The following is a 16,902-nucleotide window of genomic DNA, read 5'->3' on the forward strand; positions in this document are numbered from 1 at the left end:
ATGATTTTAGTCCGATATGGAGATTAGGCTATATCCTTGTCCGCTCGGGGCGTTAAGATGGCCCGAATTCGGTCGTTTGCGCTCGCTCGGGGTATACTTTCGACTATATACGGTTCTAATGTGCATGCATTGGGCCTATTTGTCGGATTATGGATGTGGAGCGCACATGGCGAACACCCAGAACTATATTAACCACCTGCTGCAGAACACCGGCATTACGCCGGCATGCAGCGAAGAAGAGCGCTTGGCTGCCGAAGATATCGCTCAGATCTTCCGCAACCACGGCTTTGACCCCGAGGTTCAGGAGTTCAATGCCCCGGCGCCCAGTAGGTTGGCATTTGCCGTTACCGGTATTCTTGCGTTTGCCGGCGCCCTGCTGATGGGCATCGGCGGCGGTATCGGCTTGGTCGGCACCTTGCTGGCCATTGTCGGTGCCGTGCTCTACGTACTCGAGCGCACAGGGCATCCCGTGGTTTCGCGCCTGGGAAAGACCGGTGTGAGCCAAAATGTCATCGCCTATCACAAGGCCTCGGGCCCGCTTGCGTCTCCTCGCAACCGCCCGGTCGTCGTGGTGGCCCACTATGATTCCCCCCGTGCCGAGCTCCTTGCTCGCGAGCCCTACGCTCCGTATCGTGCGCTCATCGCCAAGCTCCTGCCTGTCGCCACGATCGCGCCCGCGGTTGTCGCCATCCTGCGTATTCTGCCGCTCCCCGGCGCGCTCAAGGTTCTGCTGTGGATTGTCGCGATCCTCGCTTCCCTCGTTGCACTCGCCAACGCGGTAAACATCATCTCTAACCGCCACATTCTTCCCTATACGTCTGGCGCGGTGTGCAACAAGTCTTCTGTCGCCGCTATGCTCGGCGTTATGGACAACGTTGCTCCCTTCCAGGGCGAAAACGAGTTTCCCGACGATGTTCCGTTCGATACCTATTTTGGGGAGCAGAAGCGTCGTGCCGAGGAAATGGCGCGCGCAGCGGCGGAATATGCCGCGGCCCAGCAGCAAAACGACTACGGCAACACCATCGAGTATGAAGAGCCTACCTACGCCGAGGACGAATTCGGTCAGCCGATTGCTCCCGACGCTCAGACCGAGCCCGAACAGGGTGAGGCTTTCGACGAGCAAATCGAGGGCTTTGAGGGTGCGTCTGCCGACGAGACGCTGATCGGCGCTATCGTGCCTGAGGATCAGAATCAGGCTGCCCAAGCCGAAGAGTTCAATGACGAGGTTCCCGCTGCCGAGCCGGCGGAGGAGTCTGCCGAGCCCGAGCCCAAGCTCTATCGCAACGCCGCCGGCAACATCCGCTTTGGTTCGGATGCCATCCGTGCGCTCGGAATGCTTCCCGAGTCCTGCACGCTCGATTACGAGGAGGGCGAGGAGCCAACGGTTGAGCCCGAGCCTGCCCCCGTCGTGGCTGCGCCTGCGCCCGTTGTCGCTGCGGATGATGAGTCTGCCGCGGTTACCGCTGCCGTTGCCGATCCCGAGGCGGTGTCCGCGTTCGATCCCGCGGCAGGACTGGACATTTTGGCTCCCGCCGCACCGGCGCAAGACGTTGCGGACGAGTCTGACGACGATTACGTTGAACAACCGAGGCGCGTGTCTTACGAGAGCGATACTGATTTCTCGGCCGAGATTCCCGCGGCAACGCCGCATACCGACATTGCATCCGCGTTCTCGTCGATTGGCGCCAGCGCTTCCAACTTCTTTAAGGGTGCGTTTGCAAAGGGCAAGAAATTTGTCGACGATTTCGAGGAGAAGCGCGCTGCCGCACGCGAGGCTGCCGAGCAGGAGGCTATCGCTCAGCAGCAGGCAGCCGAGGCGGCACGTGAGCTCGCGGCGCAAGAGTTCGAGCAGAACGAGGCTATGCAGTCCGCGCCCGTCGAAGCCGCCGAAGCTACAACGTCCTTTGAGTCCCAGCAACCGGCGTCCGCGGATGTTGTTGAAGCGACGACGTCTTTCGAGGCTCAGCAGCACGTCGATAGCACCATGTCGTTTGATGCCGCGCAGTTCGATTCCACGATAACGTTTGAAAAGCAGGGCACCGCGATTGCCGAGCCCCTTCCTGTTTCCGATGAGCAGGGCGACGCGGCAGACGATGACGAGCCTGTTGATGCTGCCGAAATCCAAGATGCCGCCGAGGACGAGCCCGTCGAGGCCAACTCTGACGAAGAGCAATACGCGGCAGCCGAGCAAGATGATTCGACCGAGGTCGAGCAGGAGGAAGTGCCTGCGGTTTCCGAGACTCCCGAGACGGATGAGTCGAGGCCTTATTCCACGCAGATTTTCACCATGCCGACCCCGAGTGGTTCCGGTGCCACGGTTGCCAATGTCGCTCCCACCCAGGACGAAACGGTCGATTCCCTTATGGCCCAGATTTCCTCCCAGGCATCGCCGCGCCCGCAGATGAATGTTCCCGATCCGGCGTCGGCACCGTCGCCTGCACCTTCCTCGTCTCCGCTGGCTTCGGTCCCCGATCCGTCGCTGCCGTCTATGAAGCAGGCAAACGTTGCGTCTCGCACGTCGCTGTTCGACCTTCCCGACCCCTCCGCACAGGTCAACGATCCCTTTGCTACTGCCCAGGGCCCCGAACCCACATCGGCACCCGTTGCGCCTCCTATGCCCGTTGCGTCGGGCGCACAGCCGATCGAGACCATTTCGGCTCCCGCCCCGGCGGCACCCAAGTCTCGTAAGCGCGGCCTGGGTGGTCTGTTCGGCCGTAAAAAGAAAAACGAGCAGGACAGCATGAGTGACTGGCTGGGCGTCGAAGACGATTACGATGCCAAGAAGTCCGGTCGCGGTATCGGTTCGTGGGATAACTTCGAGGACGATAACGATGGCTGGAAGGGTGGCGCTACGTCTTCCGATGGCGCTTCTTCCGAAGATATGCTCTCGGCTGTCGCCTCTATGGGCGATGATGAGCTGCTCGGTCACGATATCTGGTTTGTGGCAACGGGCGCCTCGGATTGTGATGGCGCTGGCATGAAGGCCTTCTTGGCTTCGCATCGCGATAAGCTCCGCGGCGTATTCTTTATCAATCTTGAATCCGTCGGCGCCGGTAGGCTTTCGGTGGTGACGGTCGAGGGCGAACAACAACTGCTCAAGGGCGATCGCCGCATCATGAACCTGGTCAGCAAGGTCTGCAAGTCGTTCCATGTCGATTGTGGCGCGCTCGAGATGCCCTATGCCAAGACCGATGCCTATGCTGCGCTCGAGGCGAGCCGCCGAGCCCTTACCATCGCCGGCGTGGACGGCACTCGTCTGGCTTGCGCTCGTACCGAGGACGACCTGCCCCACAATGTCAACCCGACGAACATTACTACGGTATCCGAGGTCGTGACCGAGGTTATCCGCCGTTCGTAGACGGAGCTCTAAGGAGTCAACGTGTTTTCGTATATTAAGCGCCATTGGCCTGTCTACGTGATTTTGACCTTGATTGCCATTGCGTTAGGATTTGGGGCTGCCTTCATCGTGGGTGCAAAGGGCTCGACCCCCGCCTCCGCAATCAGCGAAGAGGTGGAGCAAGAACAGAGTACGGGTGCCGATGGGATTCCTGAGTCCGAGCAGGCAATCGTTGATGGTGGATCTTCGTCTGCAGAGTAGATGCGGCGATTTAAATGATTGAAAGCGGGCGAGCCAGGGGACTGGCTCGCCCGCTTTTTCATCGCGCTAGCGCTTCTTTGGGATCGACCTAAGGCGAGCGAACCATAGGGCTGCGGCACCCGAGGTCAGGAGCGCGGTGATGCAAGAGGCGATGGGAACTGATCCTGTTGCCGGTAGGTCCTGCGGTAGGGTACAGCGTTGAATGACGCTGTCCTCGTCATGTGACTCAAGTTTATCGCCGCCACCGTTGCGGCAAAGATCGACGCGCGCGCTGTTGGTGAGTGCGGTTTGGGGCGTATAAGCCGACGTTGCCTGCATGTGTACGACTGCGCCCCGAGCGTCTGTGCCAAGGATTGCTTTGGCATCGTCAAGGTCGTCGTGCTCATCTTTGAGATCATCGCGGGTCCAAGAATCCGCATCGCTTCGAGTCGTAAAGTCGGCGGCTACCGCACCGTATTCAATTCGAATGCCTGTTACGACGGTATTGGATGCAAGGTCGAGCTCTTCCGCCTCGAGTGTGGTGGATTCCGTGGTCGAGACATCCGCCTTCCAGAGGCGCCAGCCGTCGTAATCGACGAGGCGGCAGTCCTCACCAAGGCTCTCTTTTACTTCGTCGGACTCAAGCCAAGGATTTTCGTGTCCATCGTCAAGTGTCGCGTTCGCCGGCTCATCGACGTCTGTCGAGTCCAACGGCGTCGTGCGATACCACACGTTGCACAGACCGTTGAGGTCGCCGATGGCGACGGGGGTTTCGATTGAGATGAATCTCGCCGTGCCGTCTTTGGCGCACTCAAGATCATCGGTAATCGTAAACTCATCAACCCAAGTAGCGGAATCGTTTCGAGCATCGATGGTATAGGAGAAAAGCCCATCACTATTGGTTTGCGTCGTGGCGCGGTTTTTACCATCGCCGTTAGCCAACAGGCCCTTTTCGATAGGTTGGACAAGTTCCTGACGCTTGTCGACCTGCCCCTTGATCTCGATGGGCGCATCCTTCATCGCGACGGATTGGACTTCTCCCGTATCTTTTATTTCAAACGTTATCTCCTCGGCAAGGTCATAGGTCCGCGGAGACATCATTTCGCGCAACGAGTAGGTGCCGGGTGCAAGATGTTCGACGCGGTGCGGCTTGTCGGATGAGGTCCAGGAGTCTATTTCGGTTTTATCGGGACCATATAAGGTGAGCTGTGCGCCTTCCACTTCCTGCTCACCGCTTGCATCGACCTTGGAGACATCAACCTTGGTGTAATCGTCGGATACGTTAAGCCGTGCTTCTACAACGGGTGTTTTCTGGTCGGCATAAGTAAGGTCGACAATATGGGATGTCCGATCGAGTAAGAAGCCTGCCGGCGCTTGAGTCTCGACAACCTCGTAGCGTGCGGTGCCAGATCCCAGCGGGAGGTCGTCCGCGCGTGCTTCTCCAGTTTCATCCGTCGTGACGGTAGCGACAGTCTCACCGTCGAGCGCGGCAATGCTACCGTCGGGGCGCACGATATCACCCGAGGCACGGATCTCAAAGACGGCGCCCGCGAGGCTGCTGCCGTCTACGGCATCGGTTTTAACGATCCTGATGTTTCCGGTCGCGGCGTGGTCATAATACGAGGCGATTGCAACGGGCGTTAGGTTCATGTCGGCGGGTATGTTTACCTCGATCTCCTCGCCGACAAGATAGGGCTCTTTGGCCGAGGTTTCGCGTACATAATAGGTGCCCGGCACGAGCGATTCGGGCAGTGTGACGGTCCCGGTCGCGTCAGTCGTAAAGGTGTCCATTACGTTATGTGCTGGATACCAGCAAGTTTGTGAGACAGGTTCGTGATTGCTGTCGAGGAGTTGGAAGGTGAATCCGGCTAGGGGAACAGAAGCGCCTGTTTGGGCATCGCGTTTTACAATCTGGAGATGCGTCGACAGAGCGTGGTTGTCCACGATATATTGAAGCTCGGCGCCGTCGGAAATCTGATTTGCCCCGACGGTCCATTCCCCTGCACGTTTAAAACCCTCGGGGACGGTTTCCGGAACCTCACGAACCGTGTAGCCGGCACGGTCGTATGGGACGGCTCCGTGGACACCGGCGGGTCGCTTGCCTGTGCCGAACCATGCTTCGGGCTGATCTTCGGTGGAGGCAAAGCCATAGATGTTTGTGGTCAGTGTGCCAACAACCTGCTGAGAGCTGTTGCTGACAACCTCAAAGACAACACCACCCGCCGGCTGCTCCAGGCCGGATTGGTCGCTATTGCCGTAATCCTTGAATTTGGAAATCTCAAGGTTAAACGCAATGGGGATATCGGAAACGCGAGATTCGATCTCGACCACGCCTGAATCGCCGAGCTGGTCGGCTCCAACGGTATAGGTCCAGCTGTCGTTGGATGGCAGGTAGCCCTCGGGGGCTTTTGATTCGTAGATGGTAAAGGTTCCTAAGGGGACATCGGCGAGGGTGGCCCGACCGCTTTCGTCGGTCGTGAGGATTTGTGCCCATCCAGGGGTTGATTGCGACACACACGTGAACTCTGCTCCTGCGAGCGAAGCTCCCACCTGGTGGCCGGCATTCGTCGCGGCATCGAGTTTTACGATACGCAGGTTGATGGTGCCGGGCTGTTCATCAATGGCGACCCGCCCGCCGTCATTCCCCGTGGTAAAGGCAATACGATCGTGGCGGGGGACATAGCCGGCCGGCGCCTTCGTTTCAACTAGGTAGTATGCCGTGTTGGGCAGAAGTGTTGCTTGCGCTCGACCGTTGCTGTCCATCTGGACGGTGCCGACATGCGCGCCGCTGGCGCTCTCAAAAATATCGAATGTTGCCCCGTCAAACTGATAAGTATTGTTTCCGCTGGTAATGGCGGCGTTTGCAGACTGTTTTTTGAAGGAAACAGAGACTGCCGGCAGTACATAGAGCATGTCTTGACGTTTGCTGCCGCCCGATACGGCTCCTAGATAGCGCCGCGCGCGGTGCGGAGCGGCTTTGATGCTTCCTGATTTTGCGTTGTCGTGGAGCCACCGCGCAGCCGCCACGACTTCATTGTCGGCGGTAAAGTGCCCGCTCTTGGTTTTGCCCTGAGCGGTCGTGTAGGAATAGGTACCGTCGACATGGGTAGTGCCGTTGAGCATCCATACGGCAAGCTGGGTTGCGGCGCGGGCGCGATCGGGTGAAAGATGGTAACCGCCAAACGACGTGGCGGTAGGATATCCGTGACAAACGATTGCCGCGAACTCGTCGTCGAGCCACACCCAGCCTTGATCAAAGTTGAGCCATGGGCCGCCCGGCTTGGTGGGGCCGGGGCGCTCCTGGTTCATGCAGTAGGCAATCGAGGCGTCTTGAGCTTCATACTTGCCGATGAAGAAGGGCCCACAATCATCGCTAATAGTGCGGAAGCCGAGTTGGTCGTAGCCATCGACGGCAAATGCGGCTCTCGGTGCCAGGCAGCCGAAAAGCAGGAAGAGGAGCAGGAGCAGCGGACCTGTTGCGATTGCGCTGTGGACAGAGTGCGTGGGTGCGTTGGACATGGCTGCTCCTTATCCCTCGTGCGCCGCATGGGGAGGCTGCGACGCGTAGGATGAGGCTACCCCCGAGGTTCATGCGGGTAAGTACCGGAGCCTGACCAAAAGCTTGCCCAATTCCTGACAAATTGAGCTCAAATACAACAATCAAGCAAAAGCGCAGGTAGAAGATAGGGAGAACAGGAGGTCAAAGGTCCTCATCTCCACAATTGACGCGATTTTCAAACGAATCTCCACAGCTAAAACAAGCATCGCCACCCTTGTATCGAACAAGACAACCGCGTTATACTAGCCAACACACAAGCGGGCATCGCCAAGTGGTAAGGCATCAGCTTCCCAAGCTGACACTCGCGGGTTCGAGTCCCGTTGCCCGCTCCAGTTAAGAGCACAAGCACGGCACCATCACGGTGCCGTGCTTTTTTCAATAAAGCGCCGGGACTCGAACCCGACAGGGTGCGAGCGTTAAATAAACGCGAAGCGTTTATAGCGAGCAGGCAAGGTCGCCGATAGGCGGCCGCAGCCGGTGCGGATTTGCGAAGCAAATACGCAGACGTCCCGTTGCCCGCTCCATCGGGCACGGGAGACAAGGGGACGGCTAATTCAACAAAGTCTTCCCCTTCGTCTCCGTGAATCCGAGGAGATCGACCGCAGCCGGTGCGTATTTGCGAAGCAAATAACGCAGACGTCCCGTTGCTCGCTCCAATTCCAAAATGTTAGGTTAATGCCTGCTGCCCATACTTGCACCTGCGCACGGTACAATGGATGGGTTACGACCAACGTGCCAATAACCAAAAAGGAGCCGCTATGATCGATCGCTATACCCGCCCGGAGATGGGACACATTTTCTCCCTCGAGAACAAGTACGCCATTTGGCAGGAGATCGAGGTCTTGGCCTGCGAGGCCCAGGCGGAGCTCGGCAAGATCGGTATTTCCAAAGACGAGGCCCAGTGGATCCGCGACCATGCCAACTTTGAGAAGGCGAAGGTCGATGAGATCGAGGAAGTCACGCGCCACGACGTCATTGCCTTCCTGACCAACATGAAGGAATACATCGATGCCGATGTTCCCGAGGGCGACCCCAAACCCAGCCGCTGGGTTCACTATGGCATGACCAGCTCCGATCTGGGCGACACGGCCCTGTGCTACCAGCTCACCCAGGCCTGCGACCTGATCATCGAGGATGTCAAGAAGCTCGGCGAGATTTGCAAGCGTCGCGCCTTTGAGGAGCGCAACACGCTCTGCGCCGGCCGTACTCATGGCATCCATGCCGAGCCGATGACCTTCGGCATGAAGTTTGGCTCTTGGGCCTGGGAGCTCAAGCGCGATCTGGACCGTCTTGAGGATGCCCGCAAGAACGTTGCCTTCGGTGCTATCTCGGGCGCTGTCGGCACGTACAGCTCCATCGAGCCGTTCGTCGAGGAGTACGTCTGCGAGCACCTGGGCCTGGTCCACGATCCTCTGTCCACGCAGGTCATCAGCCGCGATCACCATGCCTATCTCGCCGGCGTTCTCGCCACCACCGCGGCCACCTGTGAGCGCATCGCTACCGAGGTTCGCAATCTGCAGAAGACCGATACACTCGAGGCCGAGGAACCGTTCCGTAAGGGTCAAAAGGGCAGCTCCGCTATGCCGCACAAGCGCAACCCCATCACCATGGAGAAGGTCTGCGGCCTGTCGCGCGTCGTGAAGGCCAACGCGCAGGTTGCCTTCGACAACGTCGCCCTGTGGCACGAGCGTGACATTTCGCACTCCTCTGCCGAGCGCGTCGCCCAGGCCGACAGCTTCATCGCCCTCGACCACATGTTCCAGTGCCTCATCCGCGTTATCGACGGCCTGCAACTGTATCCCGCCCGCATGATGGCCAACCTCAATAAGACCCGCGGCCTCATCTTCTCTTCCAAGGTACTGCTCGCCCTCGTCGACACGGGCATCACCCGCGAGGACGCGTACGCCATTGTGCAGGAGAACGCTATGGCAACCTGGCACGAGGTACAGGATTGTGTCTCCGGCCCCACCTTTAAGGAGCGTCTCGAGGCCGACCCGCGCTGCACCGTCAGTCAGGAGAAGCTCGACGAGATCTTTGATCCGTGGGACTTCCTCACCCGTATCGACACGGTCTTTGATCGTCTGGAGCAGCTGAGCTTCGAGTAGGTTCGGGCATAACGTTAGCTTTTTAGGGCGCTTTGCTGGTAATGTGTGTTGCCGGCAAAGCGCCTCGTTGCATTTAGGGAAAGACGGGGATAATAGTCGTCTCGAATAACATTCTGAGAGGGGATCGCATGATTTCGTTTGATTACAAGCCTCAGGGCGTGTGTGCTCGCAATATTCACCTTGATCTTTCCGATGACGGCAACAAGGTGATGGGCGTTGAGTTTACCGGCGGCTGCGACGGCAATCTCAAGGCTATCTCCAAGCTGGTCGAGGGCGCTCCTGCCGATCGCGTAATCGAGGTTCTCGCCGGTAATACCTGCGGTATGAAAAAGACCTCCTGCGCCGACCAGCTTACACGCGCTATCGAGGCCGCTCGCACCGAGATCGCCTAATGGGTATCGCCGATCACATCAAGAACGGAATATCGCGTCGCGGCTTTGTACTCGGTGGGGCTGCCGCGGGCGCTGCCACGGTGCTTGCCGGATGCTCGAAAAAAACGGGCACCAGCGATGATGCCGCCGGCGAGCCGCAGGTTATCAAGGATGATTCCAAAATCATCTCGATTACGGATGAGTACGAGGCAGTCGACATCGATCTTGAGCCGGCGGCGTCGTGGACGCTGCCTCTGGGTACGCTGCTGTACTACTGCGACGGCGATTACGCCGCGGCAATGATGGCGCCCGCATCGGCACTGCACGCCAACACGCTCGGTGTGCTCAACCTGGGCGATGGCTCGCTTACCACATTAATCGAGGATCCTATCGAGGGCACGGGATATGCATTCTACGATGTCCGTGCCGGCGACGGCGTATTCGCGTGGGTTGAGATGAACTTTGCCAATTCATCGTGGAAGCTCTACGCTCAAAATCTGTCGGGCGCTTCGCTCTCTGGCGACGTGGTTGAGCTCGATCGAGGTGGCAAGGACTACGATCCGCCGCTGTTTACGGCGTTCGGGGCATCAGTCATCTGGTATAAAATGCCTTCGGCAGGCGGCAATAAAACGAGTAGTGATTCGTTTTGCTATCGTCGCTCGCTTGATGAATCCAAGGCCGAGGTAATTTGGAAATCGACGGGCCGCTTTGCATCGGCCCCGCGCGCGAGCGACGGCATTTTGACCATCTCGCCGCGTGTCCGCAACGACGAGGGCGTCTACTACGGCATAACGGCAATCGATCTGACCGACGGCAACAACACCAAACGTGCCCAGCTAGTCCTTCCCTCGTCAGTCTCGCCTTTCGAGGCCGTATATATGGGCGATACCTTCGTGTTTTCTATCGAGGCGGCCTATAGTGGCGTGGGCAGCCTGGGCAATATGGGCACATATATCGGTAATGAGGGAGGGCCGTACCTCTTCCTGTCCCGCGAGCCGCTCGCATGTGCGGCTGGCAAGAAGAATAAATACCTTGTTAAGGTACAGGCGTCGCATTTCCTGATCGACACCTCTGCCAAGACCTATGGCTCGCTGCTGTCGCCCGACCGCGCTTTGGAGTATGGCGATTATCCAGCTACGGCGGGAAAATCGGACTCATTCCTTACGTACGCCACGGTGCGCAACAGCCAGGGTATACCAGAGACGGTCACTGCACGTCTATTCTCTCTTTAAGCTTAGAGGGGTTAAAAAGGCGCCAACAGGGGAATAAACGCGTTGTAATTGTGAGTACCGCCCGCCGAGCTGCCGCGTCATAGCGGCATCCGGCGGGCTCAGGTGCGTTAAAATGGGCTTGTTCTTAGCTAATTGAGACAGGGGGGCCGTGTTATGGCTTCAGATGCAAAAAAGATTCTGCTGGTCGAGGATGAGAAGGCAATCCGTGACGCCGTCGCTGCCTATCTCGAGCGCGAAGGCTACTGGGTTGTGGGCGTCAGCGACGGCCAGTCCGCGATCGAGGAGTTCGAGAAGCATCAGTTCGACCTGGTCGTGCTCGACCTTATGCTCCCCAAGATCCCCGGCGAGCGCGTTTGCCGCACCATTCGCGATACCTCGGATGTCCCCATCATCATGCTGACGGCTAAGGGCGAGATCGAGGACCGTATTATCGGTCTTGAGCTCGGCGCCGACGACTATCTGATTAAGCCGTTCTCGCCGCGCGAGCTCGTCGCCCGCGTTCGCGCTCTGTTCCGCCGTGCCCATCAGGCCGACGAGCCCGCCGTCGAGGTACTCGACTTCGGCGATCTGGTCATCGATATCTCGGGCCACAAGATCTTGGTCGAGGGCAAGGAAGTCGATCTGACGGCTTCCGAGTTCAAGCTGCTCACCACGCTTGCCCGCCATCCCGGCCGTGTGTATAACCGCATGGAGCTGGTCGAGAAAGTGCTCGGGTATGACTTTGAGGGCTATGAGCGCACCATCGATAGCCACGTGAAGAATCTTCGCGCCAAGCTGGGCGATGATCCCAAGAAGCCCAAGTGGCTCTACACCGTCCATGGTGTCGGCTATCGCTTCGAGGCTCCGGCCAAGACCGATAAGTCGGACGAGAAATAGGGAAATCACATATGACACCTGCGCGCTTTGAAATCGGACAAAAGCACAAGCAGGAGAGCGAGGCGGGTTCCAAGGCTAGTTGGAACACGCCTCGTTCCGATTCACGGCCAACGATGAGCTATCCCTCGCGCATGGCACTTGCTTTTGCTCTGACATCGCTCATGACGGTATTGGTGCTGGTGGGCGTTGTCTCTGTTGTGTGGGGCACGGTCTTTTCGGATTACACACGCTCCAATATCGTCGAAATCGCAAATTCCGCTGCCGAGAAGTTGGCAACCTCATATGAGGAAAACGGCTCTTGGACCGCGGGAGAACTGCGCACGGTCGCAACGTCGAGTTTGGTTTCCGACGATCTGGGCATGCAGGTCGTCAATAAAAAGGGCGTGATCGTTTATGACGATTCCTGGCCCTCGGCAAGCGCCACCGCCGATGTACGCGAAAACCAGGCTACGACCGACGACACGAGCGGCAAGAGGGCATCGCATAGCCCGGTCTCGTCTGCTCCAACCGACTCCGATAGCGTTGCTAACGTCGAGATTGTAACGTCTTCCGGCGAGCATGTCGGACAGGTAAAGCTGTGGGCCATCGGCTCCGACGCTCTGCTCACCAAGGCGGACTCTGCGTTTAGGGAGAAGACCTTTAACGCCATGGCCCTCGCCGCGGTTGTTGCAATCTGCATTTCGGTCGTTATCGGATCGCTCGTGTCGCGCATGCTCACCAAGCCGATTCATCGCATCACCAGTACCGCAAAGCAAATCCGTGACGGCGACCTGTCGGCTCGCACGGGACTGCGCGGTGATGACGAGATCGATCAGCTGGGTGAGACCTTCGATGAGATGGCCACTTCGCTCGAGAAGGATATGAAACACGAGAAGCGCCTGACCTCAGACGTTGCACACGAGCTTCGCACGCCGCTTATGGCCATGCTCGCAACGGTCGAGGCCATGCAGGATGGCGTGTATCCCACCGACGATGAGCATTTGGAAACCGTTGCTTCCGAGACGCGTCGCCTGGCTCGTCTGGTGCAGCAGATGCTCGACCTGTCGCGCATGGAAAACAGCTCGGCTCCGCTCAACCTTGAGCCGGTGGACATGGTTCCTTTCGTGCGTTCCATCGTTAATGCCCAGGAGCGCCTGTTTGTCGACCGCGATCTGCGCCTGCGTTTTGCGGACGAGACCCAGGGTCACGACGATGTCGTCGAGGCCGATCCCGACATGATCACGCAATGTGTTATCAACCTCATGAGCAACGCCATGCGCTACACCCCCGAGGGCGGTTGGGTCGTGGTGTCGGTGCTCAGTGACCGCAAGCACGTCAGCATTGCCGTTTCTGATACCGGCATCGGTATTGCCAAGGACGATTTGTCGCGCATCTTCGGGCGGTTTTGGCGCGCCGATGCCAGCCGCGCCCGCGAAGCTGGCGGCCTGGGCGTTGGCCTCGCCGTGACCAAGCAGATCGTCGAGCGTCACCATGGCTACATATCCGTGGAGTCGGAGCTTGGAAAGGGTACGACTTTTACAATTCATCTGCCCCGCGAGCACACGGCAGACGCGGCATCTACTACAATGGAGCACTAGCTTTTCGCTATTCGGTGAAGGAGGGGCCGCGTCCCTGCCGCTCCGAGTTTGCGAAAACATGCGGGAAAGAACCCGCATTTCTGTCGTATTTAGGTAAGGAGTGACTCACGTGACAACGATGGAGCGTCGTCCGGATTCCCGTGGCAAGGTTCGTGATATTTACGATGCCGGTGAAAACCTGCTGATGGTCGCCACCGACCGCATTTCTGCGTTCGACTTCATTCTTCCCGACGAGATTCCGTTTAAGGGAGAGGTACTCAATCGCATCTCGGCATTCTGGTTCGATAAGTTTGCCGACATCGTCCCCAACCATCTCGTTTCCATCGACCCGGCGGATTTCCCCGAGGAGTTTGCTGAGTATCGTGACTACCTCGCTGGCCGCGCCATGCTGGTTAAGAAGGCCCAGACGATTCCTATCGAGTGCATCGTCCGCGGCTATCTGACCGGTTCGGGCAAGAAGACCTACGACGAGAACGGCACCGTCTGCGGCATCCAGCTGCCTGAGGGCCTGACCGAGGCTTCCAAGCTTCCTGAGCCGCTGTTCACGCCGTCCACGAAGGCCGAGATCGGTGACCACGACGAGAACATCTCGTTCGAGCGTTGCTGCGAGATCGTGGGCGAGGACATCGCCACGCAGATTCGTGACCTTTCCCTCAAGATCTACAAGGCTGCCGCCGAGTACGCCGCGACCCGTGGCATCATCATTGCCGACACCAAGTTCGAGTTTGGTGTTATTGATGGCAAGGTCACGCTGATCGACGAGTGTCTCACGCCCGACTCCAGCCGTTTCTGGCCTGCTGCCAGCTACGAGGAGGGCAAGATCCAGCCTAGCTACGACAAGCAATTCGTCCGCAATTGGCTCAAGGCCAACTGGGATATGACGGGGGAGACCCCGCACCTGCCCGCCGAGGTCATCGATGGCACGTCCGAGCGCTATCGCGAGGCCTTCCAGATCATCACGGGCTCCCAGTTCACAAGCATGAAGGAGAACGCATAAGTGAGTACCCGTAGCGCCACGAACAAGCGCACGCAATCCCACGAAGTTACCGGGGTTGCGCGCAAGTCTGCCGCATCTGCTAAGCCCGCCCGCCAAGCAGCGAGCTCCGTTCGCGTCGTGCCGGCTTCGTCTAAGGCACGCCGCAAAGAGCTCGAGAAGGGCGAGAACCTCGAGGGCCTCTCTAAAGAGGAGAAGCGCGCCCGCAAGGCTAAGCAGCGCGCCAAGGAGGACCGCATCTATACGGTGTCGAATATCCTCCTCAAGCAGGACGAGGACTACACCAAGCGCCGTCGCATCTGGTGGATTGTGCTCGCCATTGGCATGGTGCTCGTCGTGGCAATTTGGGCCTCGCTGTACTTCGCTCCCGCTGGCATGGTGTCCAGCCCTGTCCAGATGGTCGGCATCGTTTTGTCCTATGTCATCATCCTAGGTGACTTTATCTACGACTTCGCTCGTATTCGTCCCTTGCGCAACATGTACCGCGCGCAGGCCGAGGGCATGTCCGAGAACAAGCTCAACGCTCTTATCGAGCGCGCAGCTGCCGAGGAGGACAAGAAGGACTCCAAGAAGAAGTAGCGTTTGCATACATACTTATCGCTAAGATATAAGGCGCGTCGTTTTTGCGGCGCGCCTTTTTACTGTTCTATAGATAGATGGAGTGGCACATGATTCGAGCTGCCCTGACGGTCGAAGAGGCCCTGGAGGGTATGAAGTCCCTGGAGCCCAAGATTAAAAACTATGCGCGCCTGGTTGTCCGCAAGGGCGTAAACGTTAAGCCCGGCCAGGAAGTCGTCGTTCAGTCTCCGGTTGAGTGCGCGCCGTTTGCGCGCGTGGTGGTCGCGGAGGCCTATGCTGCCGGCGCCGGCCACGTGACGGTCATCTGGGCCGATGATGCCGTGACGAGGCTCACGTACGAGCATGTCGAGAAAAGCTATTTTGAGCAGACACCCGAGTGGAAGCGCCTGCAGCTGGATTCCCTGGCCCAGGACGGTGCCTGCTTTATCTTTATCGAGGGTGCGGACCCCGCCGCCCTTAAGGGCATCGATCCCGCTAAGCCCGCTGCAGCTTCTAAGGCAAAGAACACGCAGTGCAAAGTTTTCCGCCGTGGACTGGATTACAACATCAATCCGTGGTGCATCGCCGGCGCTCCGGTCGTGGCTTGGGCGCGCGAGGTGTTCCCGGGAGACGCCGATGAGGTTGCAATCTATAAGCTGTGGAATGCGATTCTGCACACCGCTCGCGCCGATGGCCAGGATCCAGAGAGCGACTGGGAGCTCCATGACGCCGCATTCGAAAAGAACCTGCGTTTCCTGAACGACAATCGTTTCGACTGCCTGCATTACACCGCGGCAAATGGAACCGATCTGACGATTGGCATGACGAAGGGTCACGAGTGGGCCGGCGGCAAGGGCAAGACGCCCGATGGGCACCCCTTCTTCCCCAACATTCCCACCGAGGAAGTCTTCACTTCGCCCGATCGCATGCGCGCCGACGGTATCGTGTACTCGGCCATGCCGCTCATCCACCACGGCAATAAAGTCGACGATTTTTGGATTAAGTTCGAGGGCGGCCGCGTGGTGGACTACGACGCCCGCGTGGGCAAGGCAACGCTCGCAAGTATCATCGATACTGACGAGGGCGCTGCTCACCTGGGAGAGGTCGCGCTCATTTCCAAGAACACGCCGATCCGCGAAAGTGGTGTTCTGTTCTACGATACGCTCTATGACGAGAACGCTAGCTGCCATCTCGCGCTAGGTGTCGGTTTCCCCGAATGCATCGAGGGCGGGTACGACATGTCCAAGGAGGAGCTCCTGGAGCATGGTGTTAACGTCTCGAGCACGCACGTCGATTTTATGATCGGCACGGACGACATCGATATTACGGGCATTACGCCTGATGGACGTGAAGTTGTGATTTTCCAGAACGGCCAATGGAGTTGGGAATAGTCCCAGACCGTGGTACAATGCCACCCGCGGGCCGTTAGCTCAGCTGGCAGAGCAGGGGACTTTTAATCCCAAGGTCCAGGGTTCGAACCCCTGACGGCCCACCATAGAATAGAAAAGCGACTGGCGGATGCCGGCCGCTTTTTTGTTACCGCGGCACGGGTTCGAACCCGAAAGGGCGCGGAGCTGAGTAAACGCGTGAGCGTTTGCCAGCGCAGCGCGCAAGGCGCGCAAGGCGCGAAAGCGCCGCAGCGGCCGCCTGCGGAGCAGGCTGAACCCCCGACGGCCCACCCAAAGATTGTTGAGACGGTCAACTTCGGTTGGCCGTCTTTTTTGTTGCCGGTGCACGGGTTCGAACCCGTATCTATCTATATATAAGAACGCTTGGCGAACAAAACCCGCCTTTTACCGATGGGAAACAAATAGCTGATGCCTTTGGAGTAAAGTAGCGCTCCAGAGATGACCGATGTCTCAATACTCATAAAACAGCTGGTCATCGCCAATATCAGAAGCCAATGCTTCAGTTTTAACCTCAGTGACGCGACTGAGGGATCTATTCATTTGTGAACAAAATATGGAGTGCGCGATTCCCGCCCACGGGGCCCCTCCGGTCTGGCAATATATCTCCTTGCCGCGCGGCCCGGTGCAACCGGATCAGCCGCGGG

At 58.4% G+C, this 16,902-nt stretch carries 11 protein-coding genes and 2 tRNA genes; 12 read left to right on the plus strand and 1 reads right to left on the minus strand.

The window, feature by feature from the left end; all coding sequences use genetic code 11:
* Positions 1-166 precede the first annotated feature (166 nt).
* Together GPK39_RS03115 and GPK39_RS03120 are read left to right on the plus strand one after the other, a co-directional pair.
* A complete protein-coding gene (locus tag GPK39_RS03115) occupies positions 167-3,358 on the plus strand; it encodes a hypothetical protein (RefSeq protein ID WP_215673728.1) in 3,192 nt (1,063 codons plus the stop codon).
* Positions 3,359-3,379: 21 nt separating this feature from the next.
* The gene (locus tag GPK39_RS03120) at positions 3,380-3,598 is read left to right on the plus strand and encodes a hypothetical protein (protein WP_215673729.1); all 219 of its coding nucleotides are present in this window, start codon (positions 3,380-3,382) and stop codon (positions 3,596-3,598) included.
* Positions 3,599-3,664: 66 nt separating this feature from the next.
* Here GPK39_RS03120 and GPK39_RS03125 read toward each other — a convergent pair whose 3' ends face one another.
* Positions 3,665-7,096 (minus strand): SpaA isopeptide-forming pilin-related protein, encoded by a 3,432-nt coding sequence (locus tag GPK39_RS03125; protein ID WP_215673730.1) that lies wholly within the window; start codon positions 7,094-7,096, stop codon positions 3,665-3,667.
* Positions 7,097-7,393: 297 nt separating this feature from the next.
* Between GPK39_RS03125 and GPK39_RS03130 the strand changes: the two genes are divergently transcribed.
* The 10 genes from GPK39_RS03130 to GPK39_RS03175 all read left to right on the plus strand — a co-directional run bounded on the left by GPK39_RS03130 (position 7,394) and on the right by GPK39_RS03175 (position 16,344).
* Positions 7,394-7,468: transfer RNA gene (locus GPK39_RS03130), tRNA-Gly, on the plus strand.
* 426 nt (positions 7,469-7,894) lie between these two features.
* Positions 7,895-9,241 carry an adenylosuccinate lyase gene (purB, locus tag GPK39_RS03135; RefSeq protein WP_022093797.1) on the plus strand — a complete coding sequence of 449 codons (1,347 nt, stop codon included), beginning with the start codon at positions 7,895-7,897 and terminating at the stop codon, positions 9,239-9,241.
* 128 nt (positions 9,242-9,369) lie between these two features.
* Entirely contained in the window at positions 9,370-9,633 is a 264-nt protein-coding gene (locus tag GPK39_RS03140; protein ID WP_006236206.1) for a TIGR03905 family TSCPD domain-containing protein, read from the plus strand.
* A complete protein-coding gene (locus GPK39_RS03145; RefSeq protein WP_035136485.1) occupies positions 9,633-10,844 on the plus strand; it encodes a twin-arginine translocation signal domain-containing protein in 1,212 nt (403 codons plus the stop codon). The genes GPK39_RS03140 and GPK39_RS03145 overlap by 1 nt, the downstream gene beginning before the upstream one ends.
* A gap of 153 nt (positions 10,845-10,997) precedes the next feature.
* Positions 10,998-11,720, plus strand: a complete 723-nt coding sequence (locus tag GPK39_RS03150) for a response regulator transcription factor (RefSeq protein ID WP_215673731.1) — start codon at positions 10,998-11,000, stop codon at positions 11,718-11,720.
* A gap of 11 nt (positions 11,721-11,731) precedes the next feature.
* Complete coding sequence (locus GPK39_RS03155) at positions 11,732-13,297, plus strand: sensor histidine kinase (RefSeq protein ID WP_215673732.1); 1,566 nt, start codon at positions 11,732-11,734, stop codon at positions 13,295-13,297.
* A gap of 118 nt (positions 13,298-13,415) precedes the next feature.
* A complete protein-coding gene (locus tag GPK39_RS03160) occupies positions 13,416-14,294 on the plus strand; it encodes a phosphoribosylaminoimidazolesuccinocarboxamide synthase (protein WP_035136481.1) in 879 nt (292 codons plus the stop codon).
* A complete protein-coding gene (locus GPK39_RS03165) occupies positions 14,295-14,870 on the plus strand; it encodes an ABC-2 transporter permease (RefSeq protein WP_022093792.1) in 576 nt (191 codons plus the stop codon).
* An 89-nt stretch (positions 14,871-14,959) separates the two neighbouring features.
* Entirely contained in the window at positions 14,960-16,240 is a 1,281-nt protein-coding gene (locus GPK39_RS03170; protein WP_022093791.1) for an aminopeptidase, read from the plus strand.
* A gap of 28 nt (positions 16,241-16,268) precedes the next feature.
* A tRNA-Lys gene (locus GPK39_RS03175) sits at positions 16,269-16,344 on the plus strand.
* The last annotated feature ends 558 nt before the right edge of the window (positions 16,345-16,902 follow it).

The organism is Collinsella aerofaciens (assembly GCF_018785245.1).
Lineage (GTDB): Bacteria > Actinomycetota > Coriobacteriia > Coriobacteriales > Coriobacteriaceae > Collinsella > Collinsella aerofaciens_AD.